Consider the following 19,789-nt stretch of genomic DNA (forward strand, 5'->3'; position numbering starts at 1 on the left):
TCACCTGGACATTTTCTTTAGGCGTGCGCTTTCTCTTTTGCAAGATCCTGAGCTACCCCGATGATCCAGTCTTCCTGACCGCCGACAGCACCCATTTCACTGATTTTTGTCAAGATATCACGAGGATCGACACCATACTCTTTACCAGCCCGTTCTGCGAATAATAGGAAGCTGGAGTAGACACCCGTGTAGCCTAACGTCAGACTCAGCCGATCGATTTGAACAGGACGGTTCATCATCGGCTTCATCACATTTTCTGCCGCGTCCATCGCTTTATATAAGTCTACCGAATGAGGGATCTCCATTTTGTTCATGACGGCAACAAGCTGTTCGGTAGCGGTGTTCCCAGCGCCTGCCCCCATACCAGCCAGACTTGTATCAATTCGATTCGCGCCTTCTTCCAAGGCAACGATGGAGTTGGCAACGCCTAGTGACAAGTTATTGTGTCCATGGAACCCGATGTCCGTACTCAAATTCTCTTTGAAAAGAGCAATCCTTCTCCGTGTGTCATCCATCGTCAGTGCCCCGGCGGAATCTACTACGTAAATTGTCCCTGCTCCGTAAGATTCCATTTTTTTAGCTTCTTCCAGTAGATCTTCAGGAGTCGACCGGTGCGACATCATCAGGAAGCCAACCGTGTCCATCCCTAAATCTACCGCTTTTTTGATATGTTGTTCCGAAACATCCGCTTCACTGCAATGCGTAGCAACCCGCACCACAGAGGCTCCCCATTCTCTTGCCCGTTCGAGGTGTTCGATTGTGCCGATACCAGGAAGGAGCAGCACGCCTACTTTTGCATTCTTAGCATTTTTTACTGCTGTAGTGATGATCTCTTCCTCAGATTCTTTTGAAAAACCATACTGGATTGAGCTTCCGCCTAACCCGTCGCCATGGGTCGCTTCAATGATATCGACGCCAGACTCATCAATCAGCTGAGTAAGTTCAGCGATTTGCTCGGTTGAATATTGGTGGGAGATGGCATGCATCCCGTCCCGCAATGTCACGTCATTAAAAACTACTTTTCTATGATTGCTCATTGTGCTGCTTCCTCCTTCGTCATATGTGCCGCCATAACTTCTCCTGTTTTCACAGCCGCTGATGTAATGATATCCAAATTGCCCGCGTACTTAGGCAGAAAATCTCCGTTTCCTTCCACTTCCACAGAGACTGTCACGACGTTCCCTTTGATGACTGGATCTGCCTTAAAACGGTACCCTTTCACATAACCCTGCACCGTTTTCAACATGGAATCCAGGGAAGCCAAAATGTCCTCCTGATAGGCATCTGCCGATTCTGCTGTTTGAACATGGATCGTGTTTCTCATCAAGATTGGCGGCTCTGCCGGATTTAATGTAATGATCGCTTTTGACTCATCGGCTCCTCCGACTTCACGCAATGCTTTTGCCGTTGTAACCGTAAATTCATCGATGTTCTGGCGCGTTCCAGGACCCGCACTTTTACTGGCGATCGATGCAACGATTTCCGCGTAATCCACCTTCACGACATCAGAAATCGCTTTCACCATTGGGATAGTGGCCTGACCGCCGCAAGTAACCATGTTGACGTTATCCAGCTCAGCAATCTCTTCTTCCTTCAAATTCACCGATGGCACCAAAAAAGGCCCTACCGCTGCCGGTGTTAAATCAACCGCTTTCATTCCTAAGTTTTTTAAAATCGGCGCATTATAGGCATGCGCTTTTGCTGAAGTAGCTTCATAGACTATTTCTGCTAATTCTGGTTCTTCTGCCAGCCCTTCAATCCCGTTATAAATCGGCTTCACCCCATGTTCCTTCGCCAGCGCCAACCCCTTAGAATTACGATCGATTCCGACCATCGCAGTAAGCTCAAGCTTATCGCTCCTTAGCAATTTGTACATGAGATCCGTGCCGATATTACCGGAGCCGATAATGGCACACTTAATTTTCTGATTGGACATAATCATCTCTCCCTATATTTGATTTCTTTCCTTCACAACAATAATGACACGCATCCTGCAGGTGTTCCGTTAACAGCTTGTTCGCCTGTGCCACATTCCCTTCAGCCAGTGATTCTACGATGCTGACATGCTGGTCGATGATCTCTTGCTGCTTGGACTCTGTCACTTCACTCGTGATGTCGATCAACGTACGGAAAACTTCCTTGAGTGAGCTCCATAGCTGAATCAGTGTATGGTTGTCCGTCAATTTCACCAGATAGCCGTGGAAGGCTAAATCCGATTCGATGTCTCTCTGTTTTTGCTCATACGACTTCTGCATCTGATCAACAAAAAGATAGAGGTTACTTTTATTCATTTCTAAAATTTCGGGATTAATCTGCTTGAGCGCATGTGTTTCCAACAGAATACGGCTATCATAAAGATTTTGAATATCAATGATGTCAAACCGCTTCACAACAGTTCTGCCATTGGAATGCTTCTCCACCAGATTCTCCGCTTCCAGCTTGGCTATCGCCTCCCTGATCGGTCCGCGACTGACTTCCAGTTGTTTAGACAAGGTCGCTTCCACCAGGTGGTCGCCTTTTTCAAAGTGTCCGAGAATTATCTGCTTACGTAAGTATTCGAGTACTCGATTGCTGATATTCTGCTTTTCAATCTTCATAAGTCTATCTCCCTGTGAATATTCTGAAAAGTTAACAGTTAACAAATCTTGTGTAAAAGTATAGAGGAGGAAAGGAGGTTAGTCAACCTTAAAAAAGGAAAAGCGGACGGGATGGGCGCATTTCCTTTACTGGTGTATGTCCTACTTGTCTCATAAACAGACTTCTATTCTCATATAAGCCTAAGGGTGTCTCACTTATTTTCGATTTTGTCTCTCATAATTTCAAAAGTGTCACTCTTCCCTTCGAGATCTTCTATCATATGCCTTCTACTGTCTCACTTACTCATAGGTTGTCTCATATAATCCACAAAAAAGCGAGCAGATCTCAGCCTGCCCGCTTTACTTTTACTTCTCTATATGTCCATGATTGTCATGCACGATCGCCACTACGCGATCGTAATCCTCTTCGGCAATATCCGCTGTCAGCACCTGCATCGGATACTTGTCTCCATCTTCTCTTGGACTGAATACACTTTTTAATATCCCAATCATTTCATGGTTGTCATCCGGCATTTCTTCCACCAGGATGTTGTCTGCACGTAATGCCTGCAACTTCGCTCGTACACCTTCCGCCTGGTCTTCATTTTGAAAATAAGCATGGATTCTTTTCATCGGCAAAATCCTCCTGTTTTTCATTTACCATTTATATTCCCCCATTTCCCCCTCGGCTAACAAATTCCATTTTCTGGAGGACCTGGGGTATAATCAACGACACCCCGGAGCCCTCCAAATTCTGGAGGACCCGGGGTAGACAGGATTTCAGTTATCAAGTTGTTGCCACGTACGCACGAGCCCGTCCACCATCCGATCAATTACTTCGTTGTCCTCGTCATACTGGCTGTGGGAGAAGGGATTCCAGCTTCTCAGAAGTCCACCGACATTAACCGCTACATCTTCGGTGACTACTTCACGATAATTTTCGTTTAATCCTCTCAGAGGATAGGACAGAATGTCGTCTTTATCGTAAAAATTCAGCCACTCGCCCTCGACACCGGCATGATGACGTGGCAAATTAGGAGCGGGTACCTGAATCGGCAAGCCGAACTCACTGAACCTGAGCGACCATAAAGCTAGCGGACTGCCCATCGTGTAAAAGTTTGCTAATGTTTCACCATTTTCCAATGGTGTGTTCTTAATCCTCCGCCATGTTCTTGTTCCGATATTCGACTGTTTCCGTTGCAGATCATACAGATAATTGCTTGCGATTACGGAGCCAAGGCTGTGGCTGATAACACAGAGCGGCGCTTCAGGCCCGGCTTTTTCTTCTAAATTACTCATAGCCTCTGCAAGCAGCTCGTGTACTTTATCGTAATTATTGTCCTCTACAGAAGACGGCTGGTAAGCAATCGCATCGGCTAAAAACTCAACCGTGAATCGCCTCAGCCGCTGGTAATCAAGGTCGGCATCTACGTGCACCCGCTCCCACAGCCGCTCCTGCTCAGATGCGAACACCTTGGACCAAAGTACCGGTTCAAAAATCAGGGCATCTTCGCCCACTTTTTCCTGAAAACGTTTAAGGATATGTTGGATAATTTCCTCCGCGAAATTATCGCTCGGTGTTCCCGCTCCATGTAAAATCATTACCGCTATTTTCTTAACCATGCCACGCCTCCTCCGAATACTTCTATTATTTGAATTTTAACCGATTTCCCATACAGAAAATAGTCATGTTAAAAAAGAACCGTCTTCGAAACAGACGATTCCTTACAAATACTGAAACACATTATACACATTAATCACCATGACAATAAAGACAGTGACCGTGAAAACGATCGTAACTACTTTTTCTGATATTCTGTATAAAAGACTGCTTCCGATAAAACCGCCAATGACCCCGCCAGCAATCATATAGCCTAGCATGGAAAGTTCCAGCTCGGTATAGCCCGATGTAAATGCCACTAATAACAATGCGGCCAGCTGCGAGAAAAAGATGATAAAGGTCGAATTGATGACCGCTTCCTTGCCATTCATCGAAAATAAAAGCGCCAAAATGGCAACATTCAAGGGGCCACCGCCTATTCCGAGAAATGCGGAAAGAAAACCAAGTGCCAGACCAGCAGCCAGAATTGCCAACGGATTTCTAATTACATAACTTTTGAAAAAATGATTCCACCTGAAATAAATGAGAATCAGCAATAAAATGAGCGCCAGCACTGTCGATTGAACGACACCGATAGTATTGTTCAAATCCAGACTGACGACAAAGTAGTTGAACACCCATTTTCCAATAATACCGCCGGCAATCGAACCAACCGCAATCAATGAGCTCACTTTTACATCAATATTCACATCAAGCTGACCTGATTTAACCAAGGACACACTCGACATCGCAAAAACGGTCGCAGCTGAAAGCACCCCGATAGTAGCCAGGTCATAATGGCCGGCAAAATCGAGCACCGGCTTAATGATAACACCGCCGCCAAGGCCGGCCATCGCTCCGACTAATGAAGAGATAAAACCAATTAAAAAATCGATAATAACGATGATGACCATCTCCATATGTTGAAGTCAAACTTAATCATATTAGAAACACTTGGCTTATCGCCAAGCATTTATGGCGAAAGCCTAAGTGTTTATTATACTTTAATCCTTTAACAAAGTTAAAATTCTTTAAAGTACTAAAAAATACCCTAGCAAGTAAATGACATTGCAAGGGCATTTGTAAGAGATTATTCTAAACCGATAAATGCTACAAACCGCTCCACCCGCTCCTGGACAGGAGCATCAAATGTGACAAATGGCCGTTCGTTCAAATACAGCAGCCCGAGTAACAGCGGAATCAATACTATATGATAGATAACAAATGGCTTTACGTGAATCTTTTTCTGCATGATATTATAAAACACCAACGGCACTGCCAAGCCAGCACTTACGCCAACCAAATTGGCGATCGCATCTAAAAACTCCGCACTTCGATTCGGCACGAAATATTGCCGGTACTCCTCCAATGTACCGACGGCCACGAGAACCATCCATGCATAAGAGAGATTTCGCTTCCCCACATGCCTACCTGAAATTAGCACCACCATCACCCCAACTAATAACGAGACAACGCTGTAAGCGAAAAAATGCATCTGCTTGTCCATTCCAAATAGCATATGTACATCCAGCCACATCCCCATCACCCTTTCTAACATCAAGGCTAACCAAAAAAGCACATGATTAGACCCTCAAGGAAGTCGTTATACCAATATCTGGAGGACCTGGGGTGTGGCCTCTCCAAAATTTAGTAAATACAGGATAATTATTTAGGAATATTTTGGCTATTGACTTGTATTTTGAGTCAATATGTTGTAATGTTCTTTTTAAAGAACATTATTTTGTTTAAAACGACATAGCATGTAGATAGGAGGTAATTAATGAACAAAAGATCCATCTTAGGATATGGAGGTTTTGTATGCCTGTTTGTTCTTTTGATTGTATGGATCAGCACAAGTAGTTCAGTAAATGCCAACACCAGTCAGGAACCCCTCATCACCGTTGTATATTCAGCACCGGATAACAAAGTCGGAGAACATGAAAGGCGTCTGGACATGCTTCTCAGCCACTTCAGCCAACAGGTTCATTTCGTAAATGTCCAGAATTTAAAAGAAAATGAACTCATCGATACGACACACCTCTTCTATTTTGGACAAATAAAAGAAAACCTCCCTGACAATACGATAGAGCTAATTAACAGATACCAGGGAGTCAAAGTAGCGATCGGTTATAACCACGAGCAATTGAATGACTTTTCGTTCGTTAAAATGAACAATACTGCGATAATCAATGAGCTATCTCTTCCTTCCTCGGAAGAATCGATTACGCTGCCAGAAAAGCATCAAATCTTTAATATTACAGGAAGCGACACCTCACACACATGGATTACTGCCGAAAGTGATGACCAGTCTTTTCCGCTGTTTATCCAAAATCAATCAAACTACTATTTTGCCGACAACAACTTATCACTTCAGGATACCATCTTACTTGGCGAAGTCCTGCATGAAATTCTTAATGTTCCTCATCAGGACGTTCATCCTGCGGCAATGCGCTTGGAAGATGTCAACCCGCTCCTTGACCCTAAGCTTTTACGGGATTCAGCTGATGTTCTGCTTAAAAGAAACATCCCATTCATGATTTCTGTAACACCTGTCTATAAGGATCCATCAACAGGGGAAAACTATTATTTATCTGAATCCCCTGGCCTGGCAAATGTATTACAAGACCTTCGAGAAGCAGGTGCTACGATTATTCTGCATGGATACACGGACCAAACAGACGTTGGCAAATCCGGTGATGGGTTTGAATTTTGGAACCCGGCTAAATCTTTATCGTCTGATCTAACAGAAAAAGGATATATACAAGCGCGTATCAAACAAGGGATCATCGAACTGCAAAAGAATGGGTTGGAAGTATATGCATTCGAAACGCCTCATTATACGATTTCCCAAGAGGGGTATGAGGCAGTAGCAGAATTTTTCGAAACTTATATCGGCCAAGTACAGCTGACGGACAACAATTGGAGAGTCATGGAAGAATCACCTTTCCTGACCAGTCCTGGTTTCATCCACGGGATGAGACTGGTGCCTGAGACATTACGATACATCCAGGATGGGGAACCGGACTCAGTTAATGAAGTAGTTGAGCGGGCGGAGCAATTATCTTTAGCAAGAGACAGTGTGATGAGCGCTTTTTATCATCCTTATTTAGGTGCCGATGGTTTAATAGATATGCTGGATAAAATCGAGACGATCTCAAATCTGGAATGGATTGATTTAGCTGCAAGCAGTAAACCTGCACCGATTTTAGCAGAAAAAAACGAAGCTATTGTTCAATCGGAAGATCCATCACAATTGAATTCCTTAAGCGTAATGGACCGTATTTCCCTCATGTATTTTCCGTGGCTGGCATTATCTTTAGGGGGTGCAGTTACAGCATTGATGATTCTAGCCTCTTACTACATGACATTGAAAGTCAAACGAGAAGAATGATAGCTTTTCACGCACATTCGTTCTTTATTAAGAACCACACTCCCGCCATCAGGAAAGGAGAAAGCTGATGATTCGATCGCTGTTTTTCTCACTGATTATATTGCTTGGGTTGCTTGCACCACCTATACTCACTTTGGCTGAAGGCAGCGAAGAACAATCTCCCCATGTCCTGGTCGTCTATTCCAATGATGAAGAGGACGTCGATGAGTATCAACGGATGCTGGATATGTTAGTCGGGCATTTCACGAAAAAGATAGAATTTGTTGCCATAGAGGACTTTAAAGAAAGAGATTTAGAGGAAACCACACATTTATTTTACCAGGGAATGGTGAAGGAAAACCTTCCCCAGCGTTTCCATGCTGCTGTAGAAAGCTTCGACGGTCCTGTAGTCGCATTAGGTTATAACTATGAACAGCTAGGAGATCGTTTTTCGTTCGCCGAACCGATCGATATAAAAAAATTCAATGAGATGTACTTAGCATCTAACCCTGAAAAGAAAATCAAAGTTTCCATCCAGCAAATATCAGCTATCGAACCAGATGAAAATTCCGAAGTGCTTGCCTGGACAAAGGGTGGTCATATCACTCACCCGCTGGTTACTAAAAACGACAATAACTATTATGTAGGAATCAGCGAGATAGACTACAATGTATCAATCATTCTAGCGGAAACGCTTCATGAAGTTTTTCAGCAGGCCCATGATCAACATTATCAGGGATATATCCGCCTCGAAGATATCCACCCGCTCGTCGATCCAAGGAAGCTGAAACAAGTGGCAGAGGTGTTAAAAGAAAAAGAGATCCCTTATATGATTGCCGTCATCCCGGTTTATGTCAATCCGGAAACGGGTGCTTATTCCCACATGTCGGACTACCCGAAGGTGCTGGAAGTATTGAAATATATGCAAAAAAATGGAGGAACTGTTGTCCAGCATGGTTATACCCACCAGTACCGGGCCACAGAAACGGGGGAAGGTTTTGAGTTTTGGGATGTACGAAATGATTCACCGATTTACAAAAGCGCAGATGACCCAAACCCTATTAAAGGACCAGCAGATTTCAAAGCTGAGGAAGACTATCAAAAATATCTGAAAGAACTTCAAGCTTTTGAAAAGAGCTATGTCGAAGAGAAAATAACAAAAGGTATCCATGAACTTAGCGGATTCGGTCTTAAGCCGCTCGCTTTTGAAGCACCTCATTACACAATGTCACAAAATGGCTACCAAACGGTTGCTAATCATTATTCAACTTATGTTGGCCAGCTTCAATTGAGTGATAAAGATTGGGAAACGATGGACTCCACCCCTTACATCACGAACCCTTCTATGCTTGATGGTATGACCTTATTGCCGGAAACATTGGGGTATGTCCAGCCGGATAATACAGAGGCCATGGACATCATCATGGCCAAAGCAGAAAAGCAGCTCATTGTCAGGGACGGCATGTTATCCGTTTTCTATCACCCGTATCTTGGCGTAGACAAATTTAAGGAACTGCTCGAACGTCTCGAGACACTTCCCGAAATTGACTGGATTGATTTAAAGGAAGAGGAAGCGATGGCCACCACATCCAAACTAACGATAACAGCGAAGGACGGAGAAATACACTCATCCAGAAACGCAATCGCTTCCATAACTGATTCGAAACTAAGCTTCACCTATTTTATTAAAAATACGATAGATAAGATTACCTGGGTGATGGTTGGAACAGGAGCACTGGCCGTAGTATTCTTTACGACTTCCACTTTCGTTTCATACAGACGCGTGGCAAAAGAAGAATGGAGGGATAAAGTTGGCTGATATCTTCCTGTATATATCGCTGTTTTTAATCTGGTTCATGCTGTTCTACCATATGTTTTTAATGCAGGGCGGCTATCTTCACATGCTCCATTATAAAAAAACGTGCGAAAAATGGCACAGACAGACAAAAGATTTTCCAACGGTGAGTGTATTGATCCCTGCCCATAATGAAGAAGTAGTCATTGAAAACACCTTAAATGCGATGCTGCGGTTGAATTATCCGAAAAACAAATTGGAAATCGTCGTCATCAATGATAATTCGAGTGATGCAACCGGTGATATTGCCGATGCTTATGCCCTTAAATACCCGGTAATCAAAGCGGTCCATACGAAACCGCCTAACGCAGGAAAAGGAAAATCGGGTGCATTGAACCATGGCTTGGCTGCTTCACAAGGCGAAGTAATTGTCGTATACGATGCCGATAATACCCCGGAGCCCGACGCAATTAAAAACCTGGCCCTCGGAATTCAAAACGATAAAAAAGCAGGAGCAATTGTTGGCAAGTTCCGGGTTACCAACGCCAACCAAAACCTTTTGACCCGCCTGATCAACATCGAAACGATCACCTTTCAATGGCTGGCCCAAGCCGGCCGCTGGTTCTGGTTCAAAATGAGTACGATACCCGGCACGAATTTCGCTATCAGGCGTTCGATTTTAGAAGAACTCGGCGGCTGGGATGAAAAGGCTTTGTCTGAAGATACGGAACTTAGCTTCCGGGTTTACAACCTCGGCTATCACATTCGCTTCTTCCCGGCAGCAATCACATGGGAACAAGAGCCTGAAACAATCAGGGTTTGGTGGAAACAGCGGACACGCTGGGCGAGAGGTAATGAGTATGTAATCCTCAAGTATCTGCTTGGGTTCCACCGGCTGAAAAGGAAAAAGATCGCTATCGATCTCACCTATTTCCTGTTCACCTATTTGTTGTTTTTCGCTGGGGTTATTATATCCCATACGATTTTTGTGCTGAACCTATTTCTCGACCTCAAGCTTTCGATCGGGCTCGTCTCTTATATTCTGTTAATACTCGGGTTTTTGTTGTTTGTAACAGAGGTCACCCTGGCGCTCAGCTTCGAAAGGAAACAGCTGACCTGGAAAAACTTCTTTGTTGTTTTGTTTATGTATTTCACCTATTCCCAGCTTTGGATCCTGCTCGTCATCTATGCCACTTATCTGGAAACGAAACGGGTTCTTTTCCGCCAGGAAGTCACCTGGTATAAAACTCAACGATTCAAAGGAAAGCAGCCGAATGAAAATCGCTCGGCATCTTGATAGGTGAGAAGGAGTTGAAAAAGACACTGATGATGCTGATTATCCTGATAGTAGCCTTCAATATTGCTTTCTTTTCCAAGGGAGCACTTGGAAGAACCAGCAACGATGATACGGTTCAGTTCATTGAAAAATGGTTGAAAAATGACGATGGTGCACTAGCAACCTATATGAAGGAAACGGTCGAGGCAGACGAAGATAAAGTTCAAGGAAGAGAAGCCTTATCAGAATCACTCGGGTTATGGATGTTATATACAGTTGAAAGTGATGACAAAGAACGGTTTGAAGAAAGCTTCCGAATACTATCGGAAGCTTTTATGTCAAAGGATGGATTCATCACGTGGAAACTTCCCGAAAACGGATCCGCCCGGGAAGACACCAACGCCTTGGTTGATGACCTACGCATCTACAAAGCGCTGGTGTCTGCCCATCGTAAATGGAAAGAACCAGAATATCAAACGACTGCCGATAAAATCGGGGCGTTTCTCGGAGACCATCTCATCTTTCAATCTGTCATGGTCGATTTTTACGACAGGTTCTATGACTATCAAACCAAGTCGATTACGCTCTCCTATTTGGATCCGGAAGCGATAGAGTTGTTAAATGAAAACGGTCATTTGACTTCTTTCAGTTATGAAAAAATACTGGGTGTGCTGCACAACATGCCGATGCATAATGGCTTTTATCCCAAGACCTACCATATAGATAAGAACCGGATGGTATATGACGAAGAAATAAACATGATCGATCAACTGCTTGTTGCCATCAATCGATCCCAACTCGGCTATGGCTCGGAAGAATTAATGGAGTTTATCAATCAGCAGTTGAGCGAAAGAGGTGTGTTGAATGGCAGATATAGTATGGAAACGAAAGAAGCAATGGTTGATTATGAATCTCCGGCTATTTATGGGTTCGTCATTCTTCAAGCCATTCATAGCGAAGAAAAGGAACTTGCAACGAAAGCCTATAAACGGATGGTCGAGTTCCGCGTCACCCGGTCTAAATACAAAGGCGCCTACTCTATCAACGAAAAACAAAACACCCATATTTTCGATAACCTTGTTCCGCTATTAGCAATTGAAAGGCTCAAAAATATCGGCTGGGTGCAAGAATAGAAACGACCAAATTCTGTTTATTACCACTTTATAGATGTAAGCAGCTATACAATTACCTGCTGGATGAATCTCTAAAGAAAGTTGGTAGATAATATGAAGAAAATAATGGTAGTGTTCGGGACCAGACCAGAAGCAATTAAGATGTGTCCCCTGGTGAAGGAACTCAAGGCCAGAGATCATTTGGAAACAGTCGTATGTGTGTCCGGGCAGCATCGGGAAATGTTAACGCAAGTATTGGAGGCATTTGATGTCATTCCTGATTATAACCTATCTATCATGAAAGACAAACAGACATTATTTGATGTAACCATAAATATCCTGGCAAAAATGAAAGCTGTCCTTGAAGATGAGAAACCTGATGTCGTTTTAGTCCATGGGGATACTTCTACTACTTTTGTAACTGCTTTAGCATGTTTTTACTTACAAATACCAGTGGGTCATGTAGAAGCAGGGCTACGGACTTATAACCTAAATTCCCCATACCCGGAAGAATTCAATCGGCAAGCCGTTGGAATTCTCGCGCAGTATCACTTCGCCCCTACAGAAATGTCCAGGGATAATTTAGTGAACGAGGGGAAGGATCCCTCATCCATCTATATTACAGGTAATACGGCTATAGATGCGTTGAAAACCACAATAAGAGATGATTACTATCATGAGCAACTGGACTGGGCTTCGGACAGCCGATTGATTATGATTACCGCTCATCGAAGGGAAAACCTTGGAGAGCCAATGGAAAATATGTTTAAAGCCATCAAGAGGATCGTCGACGAACATCCCGACATTAAAGCCATCTACCCCATCCACATGAACCCTGTTGTCAGGGAAGCAGCAAATAAAATACTTGGAAATAATGAAAGAATAAGAATCATTGAACCATTGGAAGTTTTAGATTTCCATAACTTCCTCTCCAGATCCTATTTGATACTCACCGATAGCGGCGGAATCCAGGAGGAAGCTCCAAGCTTAGGGAAACCCGTACTGGTTATGCGTGATACTACCGAGCGTCCGGAAGGTATTGCTGCTGGAACATTGAAGTTAGTGGGTATCGAGGAAGAAAACATTTATTATTACTTTAAACTTCTCCTGGAGGATGAAGAAGCCTATAGAAAAATGAGTCAAGCAAGTAATCCTTATGGTGATGGTTTTGCGAGCAAGCGTATCGTAGATATATTAGAGCCATATCCAATAGAAGTAAGTGAAAAAATTACGATGATATAATTCTATCCCCAGCTCCTCAAATATTCAGATAAAAGCTAACAAAAACACTCCGGCTCATCCATTCATTGGATGACCGGAGTGTTTCATAGAGATAAGAATATTAATAAGTTAAGAAGCTGCAGTTGCTACGTTTTCTTCTTCTTCCTCCTTAGAATCAACAACAACACAGGCACTGGCATCACCGACAACATTGACGGCTGTACGGAACATATCTAAAATACGGTCGATTGCTGCTACAAGTGCGATACCTTCTAATGGCAAATTGACCGAAGCGAGCACCATCGTCAGCATGACCAGTCCTGCTCCAGGCACACCGGCTGAACCGATAGAAGCTAACGTAGCTGTTATGACTACGATCAGAAGTTCCATAAAACTCAGGTTGACGCCGTAAAATTGAGCGACGAACATCACTGCAATTCCTTGGTAGATGGCTGCTCCGTCCATATTAATCGTCGCACCTAATGGCAAAACAAAACTGCTCGTCGTCCGAGATACCCCTAAGTTCTCCTGGGTATTTTTCATCGTCACAGGAAGTGTTCCCGCACTACTGCAGGTACTGAATCCTACCAAAGCTGCTTCGGAAATGCCTTTAAAGAACTTGATCGGATTCATATTGGCAAACGTTTTGACCGCTATCGAATAGACAATGATTGCGTGTAGAATAGAAGCGATAGCCATTGCTAAGATTATTTTCAGTAATGGAGCCAAAATGGACAGCCCATGATCACCTACTACCGGAGCAATTAAACCAAATACACCAATAGGAGCTACTTTCATGACGATCGCAGTAATCTTGTACATAACTTGAGCAAAGGATTCAAAGAAGTCATATACTGGTTTCCCTTTATCCCCCAAGCTTGTAACTGCAATACCGATAAATAAAGCAAAAAAGATAACTTGAAGAACAGATCCTTCTACAAGTGACTGGAAAGGGTTGGTCGGAACGATATTTAAAAATGTATCGACAATGCCCTCTGTTTCACCAGGTTTAACCGTTTCTCCAGAATCAACGGATACATCCAGATTCGCGCCCGGCTTAATGACAAAAGCAAAAAACAAACCAATGGAAACAGCCAGAAAGGTGGTAGTTAAATAATATATAATTGATTTACCACCCAATTTACCTAGGTTTTTCACGTTTCCAGAATTGGCTACTCCAACAATCAAGGTAGACAGAATTAATGGAATAATAATAAATTTAATCAGCCGAAGAAAAAGATCACCTAACGGTTGTACAAGATGAGTATGATTGCTGAATAATGTACCAAAGGCGATCGCCAAAATAAAGGCTGCAAAAATCTGACCGATTAAATTGCCTTTTAATAATTTCATAGATAATACCTCTTTTTCTATATAGTTTTCACCCGAGATAACCGGGCATCACAGACACACTTTGTCGTTTCACCACCTAACCGCTCATTTCCTGTCTTATTATAGCAAAAAATGGATACAAAAAGCTGATTAAATTTTAAGCTCCCATTATCTGGAGGACCTGGGGTGAAACCAGAACCATTTTGACCAAAAAGAATCCAGTTGATTAAAACAACCAACTGGATTCTTTATAATTAATTTATTGCTTTACACCTTCCGGCCAATGGAGGTCATGTTCTTCTACAGAAGTGATTTCATTCTGTTCATCTACAAATACGACTCTTGGTCGAAGTGTTTCAATTTCTTCATCTGTCATCTGAGCAAGACTTAATATGATAACGATATCCCCTGGAGAGAATAAATGAGCGGGAGGACCATTCAGACAAATTCTGCCTGAACCTTCTGGAGCAGGAATAGCATACGTTTTCCATCTCGTAGCATTTTTTAAGCTTGTGACTTGTACCATTTCATAAGGTTTAATATCGGCTTCTTTCATTAATTTTTGATCAATGGTAATACTGCCGACGTAATCCAGTTCTGCTTCTGTAACTGTTGCTCGGTGTATTTTACCTTTGCACATCAGTCGCTGCATGATAGAACTCCTCCTTTTGGTATGTATTCAGCATACCTTCATACCTAAAGTGAATCAATTTCAGCTTAGTTACAATCTATATACATATTAGGTAATAATATTACTATTTTTTAGTAGTTCCTGTTTATGGTACATATTCCAATAAGAATATTAACGTTAAAATAAGCAGAAGCTACAAAACCCCCCCTTAAAAAATTGGTTTATCAGAAATACTATAACTGGGTTGCTTTATATGAAAAATGGGAAAAGTTAAGGGATTAATTATAAAGTGGAATTCATTCCTAAAACCAGGAGGTAACTATGAGTAGAAAAACACTAGATAAAACATTAAAACCCCATTGGGTGTGGGCAATTGCATTAGGCTCATCGATCGGGTGGGGAGCATTCGTCCTGCCAGTAGAATGGATGGGGAAAGCCGGGCCGTTAGGAGTCATCATCGGATTTGCAATTGGCGCTGTCCTGATGGGACTGATTGCGGTCAGTTATGGTTTTCTCATTGAAAAATTCCCTGTTTCCGGCGGAGAGTTCGCTTATTCTTTCATCAGCATGGGGAAAACACATGCGTTTATTTGTGGCTGGTTTTTAACACTGGGGTATATATGTATCGTCGCCCTGAATGCTTCCGCATTTGCGCTTATGTTCAAGTTCGTCTTCCCTGATTTCACAATGAATTTCAAACTTTATACGATAGCAGGATGGGACGTTTACTTAATCGAGATACTCGTTGCCACGATTGCCTTAGCATTTTTCACCTATTTAAATATTAAAGGCAGCGGTTTATCTGGAAAAATGCAATTTATTTTCTGTCTGATCATGCTTGGTGGTGTCTTTATTCTTACCACGCTAGTTGGCGGCACGCCACAAGGAAGTTTTGAAAACGTCCAGCCTTTATTCAAGCCTGAGATCTCTACATTAGCAGCGATTCTATCGATCGTAGCGATCGCGCCATGGGCATATGTAGGATTTGATAACATTCCTCAGGCAGCAGAAGAATTCAATTTTTCTTCTAAAAAAGCCTTCAGTTTGATTATTTTAGCGATTTTATTCGCATTAGTTTTATACAGCATGATGATTATCGCAACTGCTATGGCTAATCCATGGGAGCAAATGGTTGATGCAGGATATATTTGGGGAACCGGAGCAGCAATCAGCGACTTGCTTGGGACTACCGGCCTCTTCTTATTGGTTCTGGCACTGAGCATGGGGATATTCACCGGATTAAATGGTTTTACTATTTCTTCAAGCCGTCTGTTATTTGCAATGTCACGTGCAAAAATTCTGCCGCCAGCTTTTTCTAAGCTTCATCCTAAGTCTGGAACTCCTTATGTGGGAATCATCTTCACAGCCATTATCGCTTCCCTTGCCCCTTGGTTCGGGCGTGAAGTATTGCTGTGGGTCGTAGATATGTCATCGATCGGTGTATCCATCGCCTATTTTTATACCAGTTATACCGCTTATACGTTTTATAAGTGGAGTACCGGGACGAAAGTCGAAAATGCGAATATCACAACCAATCCAACGAAAAAGTTCATTGCTTTATTGGGGATGATCGCCAGCATCGTCTTCATGCTGCTATTGCTACTACCGTTCTCACCTGCTTATTTAGGTATTGAATCCAGAATAGCCTTGATTATCTGGATTGCATTAGGCGGTATATTCTATTTAGCAAATAGACAAGTATTCAATAACCTTTCAAACGAGGAACTCAGCTACCTGATCCTCGGCGAAAACACCGCAAAAAAATAAGTATTACCATTATCTGGAGGACCCGGGGTGTAAACGAAAACACCCCGGGTCCTCCAGTTTTTGTATGTTAGGGGCATCAATGGGTCATTAGTTGCGTATACTTTCTTGATTGCTTTGGACTATTCATTGAAACGAAAGGAGGAGTACATAATCAGTCCAAATAAACTATAAGGAGTGATTGAATGCAACAGTGTGCCAACTGTAACGCAGAGTATCAGGGAGGAAAGTTCTGTGGAAATTGCGGCAAGCCTTTTAAAGCCCCGGCAACAGGAGTAAGTCAACCGCACAACACTATGACTTCACAAGACAGCGAGTCCCTTCCGGTTTCTGATTCAACGGCGCCAGAATACCACCCTGCCGTTACTCAACAACAAGCGCAACCTGCCGCAGGTCCTCCTGCAACAGCTGATCCTGACACTTTCCAAGGTTCATCCGGTAATTTTGTTCAATCCACCAAAGAATATCTCGAATATTTGAAAGTGGTGTGCAAAGAACCAACCAGTGCTTTTCAGGAAGGAATCGACGATAACTTCGCTAAAGCCAAAAACACGTTGTTTTTGTTCTTGATACTAGCCGGGCTTACTGTATACCTTGCCACCAAAAGTGTAACAGACCTTTTCGATCTTTTTGGATTTGGGTTTGATGTTCCATTTATGGCTGTGTTCTTCCCGGTTCTTATCACTGCTTTGATTGGGGTAATTGCAGTTAGTGTTACGATGTTTTTGTTGATAAAAATCGGGAAGCCTCAAACGCCTTCTTTTAAAGAAGTATCGGGGAGGTTTGTCACCTTTCTAACAATCCCAACTATTTTGTTGGCCATTACCTGCTTGTTTTTATTATTGGACCTCATTTCTTTGGTACCATTTCTAAATGCTCTTACCTTATTCGGCCTTGCAGCAGCAATCCCATTTACCCTTTATTCTTTGCATAACGATAAAAAACTGGGCCTGGACCCATTCATCCACACGCTGCTGACTTACCTGATCTTATTCATCCTTATGCGTGTTGCGGTTGACCATATTGTTACAAGCATGACTGAAATGTTTATGCCATTTTAAGCGAAAGGGGCCCTCAGTCGAGGGTCTTTTTGAATGCAAAAAAAAGACGCCGAAGCGTCTCTATCAATCCCGTAATGTTTCTAATATATCTATTCGTGTTATCTTATAGCTTTCTTCACTATCGATGGTGAGGTGATAAACTTTTTCGCGGTTATAATCGGTCCGGTCACCATTATGGGTGAAAATGAATTTTTCATGCATTCTCACTTTCGCACCATCTTCGCTCGTCTCTACACTAAGTGGATCATTTAAAGTAAAATTGAATTCAAAGGAGTCATCCACTTCTGTTTCAATATAGTCTTTCAACTCATGATACGCATCGCTGTCATATAATAAATAATCTTCTGCAATAGAAAAATCAACAGCATTCAAGGCATTTTCATACATGTTTCTGAAATTAATTATAAATTGGGCCGGATCCATTGCAGGCAAGACGGGAGTTGAATTGGTCTCCAATGTCGTCTCCCTTGCAGGTATGACTAATTGATAAACCCCGGAATCTCTCATGACACTTCTCGTTTCATTAAAGTCCTCTTCATAATCCATAGAAGAATACTGCACATCATTCACTTTCCATCCATTATCATAAACCAAATTATATTGTAAGGTTTGATTGTGAAAGCCCGGATCACCTGGCCCTTCCTCTGTCAAAAAGTTACTTTCAAAATAATCCATTCGAACATTTACATTGGTAAAATACTTCCCATCATACTGGGTCAGATAGCTGTCCCCAAGCTGTATTTCTTTATTTTTCACCCACAGCTGCGTCGTATAGCCTTCTGTTCCTTTCGTTTTTAAACTTTCTACAACTTTGCGGTTAAATTCACCTGTCACATGTTTAAGCGGTAAATCACCCTCGGTTTCAAATGATTCAAGATAAGAGCGATAATAATCCCCTATTGTAGTTGCTAACACACTTTCCATATCATCGGTAAATTCAAAAGTAATAGACATATTTGGTTCTTTTACTGTTAATGGGCCAGATTTCATAACTCCCCACGGAAATTCAGCTTCCACCTCTATTACAGTTGACCCACCCAAAACTACAGGACCATATGCTTCCCCTGAAAATGGGTCAAAATCAACCTTCTCTCCGTTCAACAAAAGCTTAGCTGGTGATAGCGGTATGGCATCTGTTTGAAATGTGACCGTATCGACTTCCATATTAAACCGGATATCCTCATGTGGCCGTCCCCATAGCTCCACCCGTTCCGTTGTAGTCAAATCAGCCGTATCACTTTTATAAGCAGCGTTTAATTTGGTAGATGCCTGGAAGCAGTGGTCCATATTCGTGCTGTTGCCCATCAGCCGTTGCCGTGTAAACTTCCTCTTCTCCATTCATCACCTTTGTACCTTTGTAGTCAGCGTGAAATGTAACATAAGCTGGCTTGACGGATAAACGATATTGGTCAAAAATTAACAATTTTCCATCCTGGACAACGGTAAGGAAGTACTCTTCCTCGAGCCATTCCTCCCATAATTCATCCTCTTTTCTTTTCGTTCTATCCGACTGTGCTTTTAGTTCATTCAGTAAAGACTCCGCCTTATCAGGATTTTCTTCCAGATAATTTAAAAAGGCTTTAGCATCCTCTTCCTCTACTTTTTCATCGGTATCCGTATATACCAGAAATTTTGCCAGCTCCTTCGCATCCTTCTCTTCTACTGCATTCTCATATTTTTCCACTACTTTGGCTTTCGAAGTCATATCAGCTCCAATTATGTAAGCGGTGACTAGCAGGAAGAAAACAACAATACCAACGATCGACCAAATCTTTTTCTTTTTTGGAAGCTTGCTAGTACTTTTAGAACGTATGGGTGGTTTGACAGCCTGTGCTGGGTCAGGCTCAGCTTTCAGCTCCACCGGGTGCCCACATTCTAAACAAAACTTATTGCTCGCGATCAGTTCGGCCCCACATTCTTTACAATAATTCATAAAGCCCTCCTTTGTCCTGGGAGTTTTGACAGGGATTATCCCTCAAACCATCCTATGACAAAAGAAGGTGCTTCATACTCCAATTCACCAAGATAAATTCAATACCTTACTGACTTTG

At 42.6% G+C, this 19,789-nt stretch carries 18 protein-coding genes; 7 read left to right on the forward strand and 11 right to left on the reverse strand.

Annotation, left to right across the window (positions count from 1 at the left end):
• Window positions 1-17: 17 nt before the first annotated feature.
• The 7 genes from dmpG to B9Y67_RS07150 form a co-directional block, all read right to left on the reverse strand.
• A complete protein-coding gene (gene dmpG, locus B9Y67_RS07120; protein WP_085506056.1) occupies window positions 18-1,037 on the reverse strand; it encodes a 4-hydroxy-2-oxovalerate aldolase in 1,020 nt (339 codons plus the stop codon).
• The gene (locus tag B9Y67_RS07125) at window positions 1,034-1,936 is read right to left on the reverse strand and encodes an acetaldehyde dehydrogenase (acetylating) (protein ID WP_085506057.1); all 903 of its coding nucleotides are present in this window, start codon (window positions 1,934-1,936) and stop codon (window positions 1,034-1,036) included. The genes dmpG and B9Y67_RS07125 overlap by 4 nt, the downstream gene beginning before the upstream one ends.
• Entirely contained in the window at window positions 1,917-2,597 is a 681-nt protein-coding gene (locus tag B9Y67_RS07130) for a GntR family transcriptional regulator (RefSeq protein WP_085506058.1), read from the reverse strand. Before B9Y67_RS07130 ends, B9Y67_RS07125 begins: the two co-directional genes overlap by 20 nt.
• A gap of 345 nt (window positions 2,598-2,942) precedes the next feature.
• Window positions 2,943-3,209, reverse strand: a complete 267-nt coding sequence (locus B9Y67_RS07135; protein ID WP_085506059.1) for a hypothetical protein — start codon at window positions 3,207-3,209, stop codon at window positions 2,943-2,945.
• A gap of 147 nt (window positions 3,210-3,356) precedes the next feature.
• Window positions 3,357-4,199, reverse strand: coding sequence for a chemotaxis protein (locus B9Y67_RS07140; protein WP_085506060.1), 843 nt, complete (start codon window positions 4,197-4,199; stop codon window positions 3,357-3,359).
• 102 nt (window positions 4,200-4,301) lie between these two features.
• Entirely contained in the window at window positions 4,302-5,096 is a 795-nt protein-coding gene (locus tag B9Y67_RS07145) for a sulfite exporter TauE/SafE family protein (protein ID WP_254901737.1), read from the reverse strand.
• A gap of 170 nt (window positions 5,097-5,266) precedes the next feature.
• Window positions 5,267-5,755, reverse strand: a complete 489-nt coding sequence (locus B9Y67_RS07150; protein ID WP_139823749.1) for a VanZ family protein — start codon at window positions 5,753-5,755, stop codon at window positions 5,267-5,269.
• 201 nt (window positions 5,756-5,956) lie between these two features.
• Here B9Y67_RS07150 and B9Y67_RS07155 point away from each other — a divergent pair, with 201 nt between their 5' ends.
• The 5 genes from B9Y67_RS07155 to wecB all read left to right on the forward strand — a co-directional run bounded on the left by B9Y67_RS07155 (window position 5,957) and on the right by wecB (window position 12,971).
• A complete protein-coding gene (locus tag B9Y67_RS07155; protein WP_085506062.1) occupies window positions 5,957-7,567 on the forward strand; it encodes a DUF2334 domain-containing protein in 1,611 nt (536 codons plus the stop codon).
• Window positions 7,568-7,634: 67 nt separating this feature from the next.
• Complete coding sequence (locus B9Y67_RS07160; RefSeq protein WP_085506063.1) at window positions 7,635-9,365, forward strand: DUF2334 domain-containing protein; 1,731 nt, start codon at window positions 7,635-7,637, stop codon at window positions 9,363-9,365.
• Window positions 9,358-10,638 (forward strand): glycosyltransferase family 2 protein, encoded by a 1,281-nt coding sequence (locus B9Y67_RS07165; RefSeq protein ID WP_085506064.1) that lies wholly within the window; start codon window positions 9,358-9,360, stop codon window positions 10,636-10,638. Before B9Y67_RS07160 ends, B9Y67_RS07165 begins: the two co-directional genes overlap by 8 nt.
• Window positions 10,635-11,750 (forward strand): glycosyl hydrolase family 8, encoded by a 1,116-nt coding sequence (locus B9Y67_RS07170; protein WP_176223928.1) that lies wholly within the window; start codon window positions 10,635-10,637, stop codon window positions 11,748-11,750. Before B9Y67_RS07165 ends, B9Y67_RS07170 begins: the two co-directional genes overlap by 4 nt.
• Window positions 11,751-11,843: 93 nt before the next feature.
• Window positions 11,844-12,971 (forward strand): non-hydrolyzing UDP-N-acetylglucosamine 2-epimerase, encoded by a 1,128-nt coding sequence (gene wecB / locus B9Y67_RS07175; RefSeq protein WP_085506066.1) that lies wholly within the window; start codon window positions 11,844-11,846, stop codon window positions 12,969-12,971.
• Between the two features lie 108 nt (window positions 12,972-13,079).
• Here wecB and B9Y67_RS07180 read toward each other — a convergent pair whose 3' ends face one another.
• Together B9Y67_RS07180 and panD are read right to left on the reverse strand one after the other, a co-directional pair.
• Window positions 13,080-14,303, reverse strand: a complete 1,224-nt coding sequence (locus B9Y67_RS07180) for a dicarboxylate/amino acid:cation symporter (protein WP_085506067.1) — start codon at window positions 14,301-14,303, stop codon at window positions 13,080-13,082.
• Window positions 14,304-14,541: 238 nt separating this feature from the next.
• On the reverse strand, window positions 14,542-14,934 hold the full coding sequence (panD, locus tag B9Y67_RS07185; RefSeq protein ID WP_085506068.1) for an aspartate 1-decarboxylase: 393 nt from the start codon (window positions 14,932-14,934) through the stop codon (window positions 14,542-14,544).
• 300 nt (window positions 14,935-15,234) lie between these two features.
• On the opposite strand from panD, the gene B9Y67_RS07190 reads away from it, so the two are divergent.
• The gene (locus B9Y67_RS07190) at window positions 15,235-16,680 is read left to right on the forward strand and encodes an APC family permease (RefSeq protein ID WP_085506069.1); all 1,446 of its coding nucleotides are present in this window, start codon (window positions 15,235-15,237) and stop codon (window positions 16,678-16,680) included.
• Between the two features lie 182 nt (window positions 16,681-16,862).
• Complete coding sequence (locus tag B9Y67_RS07195; protein ID WP_085506070.1) at window positions 16,863-17,738, forward strand: zinc ribbon domain-containing protein; 876 nt, start codon at window positions 16,863-16,865, stop codon at window positions 17,736-17,738.
• Between the two features lie 63 nt (window positions 17,739-17,801).
• On the opposite strand, the gene B9Y67_RS07200 is transcribed toward B9Y67_RS07195, so the two are convergent.
• Together B9Y67_RS07200 and B9Y67_RS07205 are read right to left on the reverse strand one after the other, a co-directional pair.
• Window positions 17,802-19,043: a TcaA NTF2-like domain-containing protein gene (locus tag B9Y67_RS07200; protein WP_085506071.1), complete on the reverse strand. Its 1,242-nt coding sequence runs from the start codon at window positions 19,041-19,043 to the stop codon at window positions 17,802-17,804.
• Window positions 18,979-19,671, reverse strand: coding sequence for a TcaA second domain-containing protein (locus tag B9Y67_RS07205; RefSeq protein WP_085506072.1), 693 nt, complete (start codon window positions 19,669-19,671; stop codon window positions 18,979-18,981). The genes B9Y67_RS07200 and B9Y67_RS07205 overlap by 65 nt, the downstream gene beginning before the upstream one ends.
• Window positions 19,672-19,789: the final 118 nt, after the last annotated feature.

Source organism: Thalassobacillus devorans, assembly GCF_900176565.1.
Lineage (GTDB): Bacteria > Bacillota > Bacilli > Bacillales > Halobacillaceae > Thalassobacillus > Thalassobacillus devorans_A.

What these genes read in the sequence shown, in the direction of transcription:
- dmpG (WP_085506056.1), bottom strand. Translation starts at nt 1,037, where the DNA reads ATGAGCAATCATAGAAAAGTAGTTTTTAATGACGTGACATTGCGGGAC.
- B9Y67_RS07125 (WP_085506057.1), bottom strand. Translation starts at nt 1,936, where the DNA reads ATGTCCAATCAGAAAATTAAGTGTGCCATTATCGGCTCCGGTAATATC.
- B9Y67_RS07130 (WP_085506058.1), bottom strand. Translation starts at nt 2,597, where the DNA reads ATGAAGATTGAAAAGCAGAATATCAGCAATCGAGTACTCGAATACTTA.
- B9Y67_RS07135 (WP_085506059.1), bottom strand. Translation starts at nt 3,209, where the DNA reads ATGAAAAGAATCCATGCTTATTTTCAAAATGAAGACCAGGCGGAAGGT.
- B9Y67_RS07140 (WP_085506060.1), bottom strand. Translation starts at nt 4,199, where the DNA reads ATGGTTAAGAAAATAGCGGTAATGATTTTACATGGAGCGGGAACACCG.
- B9Y67_RS07145 (WP_254901737.1), bottom strand. Translation starts at nt 5,096, where the DNA reads ATGGAGATGGTCATCATCGTTATTATCGATTTTTTAATTGGTTTTATC.
- B9Y67_RS07155 (WP_085506062.1), top strand. Translation starts at nt 5,957, where the DNA reads ATGAACAAAAGATCCATCTTAGGATATGGAGGTTTTGTATGCCTGTTT.
- B9Y67_RS07160 (WP_085506063.1), top strand. Translation starts at nt 7,635, where the DNA reads ATGATTCGATCGCTGTTTTTCTCACTGATTATATTGCTTGGGTTGCTT.
- wecB (WP_085506066.1), top strand. Translation starts at nt 11,844, where the DNA reads ATGAAGAAAATAATGGTAGTGTTCGGGACCAGACCAGAAGCAATTAAG.
- B9Y67_RS07180 (WP_085506067.1), bottom strand. Translation starts at nt 14,303, where the DNA reads ATGAAATTATTAAAAGGCAATTTAATCGGTCAGATTTTTGCAGCCTTT.
- panD (WP_085506068.1), bottom strand. Translation starts at nt 14,934, where the DNA reads ATGCAGCGACTGATGTGCAAAGGTAAAATACACCGAGCAACAGTTACA.
- B9Y67_RS07190 (WP_085506069.1), top strand. Translation starts at nt 15,235, where the DNA reads ATGAGTAGAAAAACACTAGATAAAACATTAAAACCCCATTGGGTGTGG.
- B9Y67_RS07195 (WP_085506070.1), top strand. Translation starts at nt 16,863, where the DNA reads ATGCAACAGTGTGCCAACTGTAACGCAGAGTATCAGGGAGGAAAGTTC.
- B9Y67_RS07200 (WP_085506071.1), bottom strand. Translation starts at nt 19,043, where the DNA reads ATGGGCAACAGCACGAATATGGACCACTGCTTCCAGGCATCTACCAAA.
- B9Y67_RS07205 (WP_085506072.1), bottom strand. Translation starts at nt 19,671, where the DNA reads ATGAATTATTGTAAAGAATGTGGGGCCGAACTGATCGCGAGCAATAAG.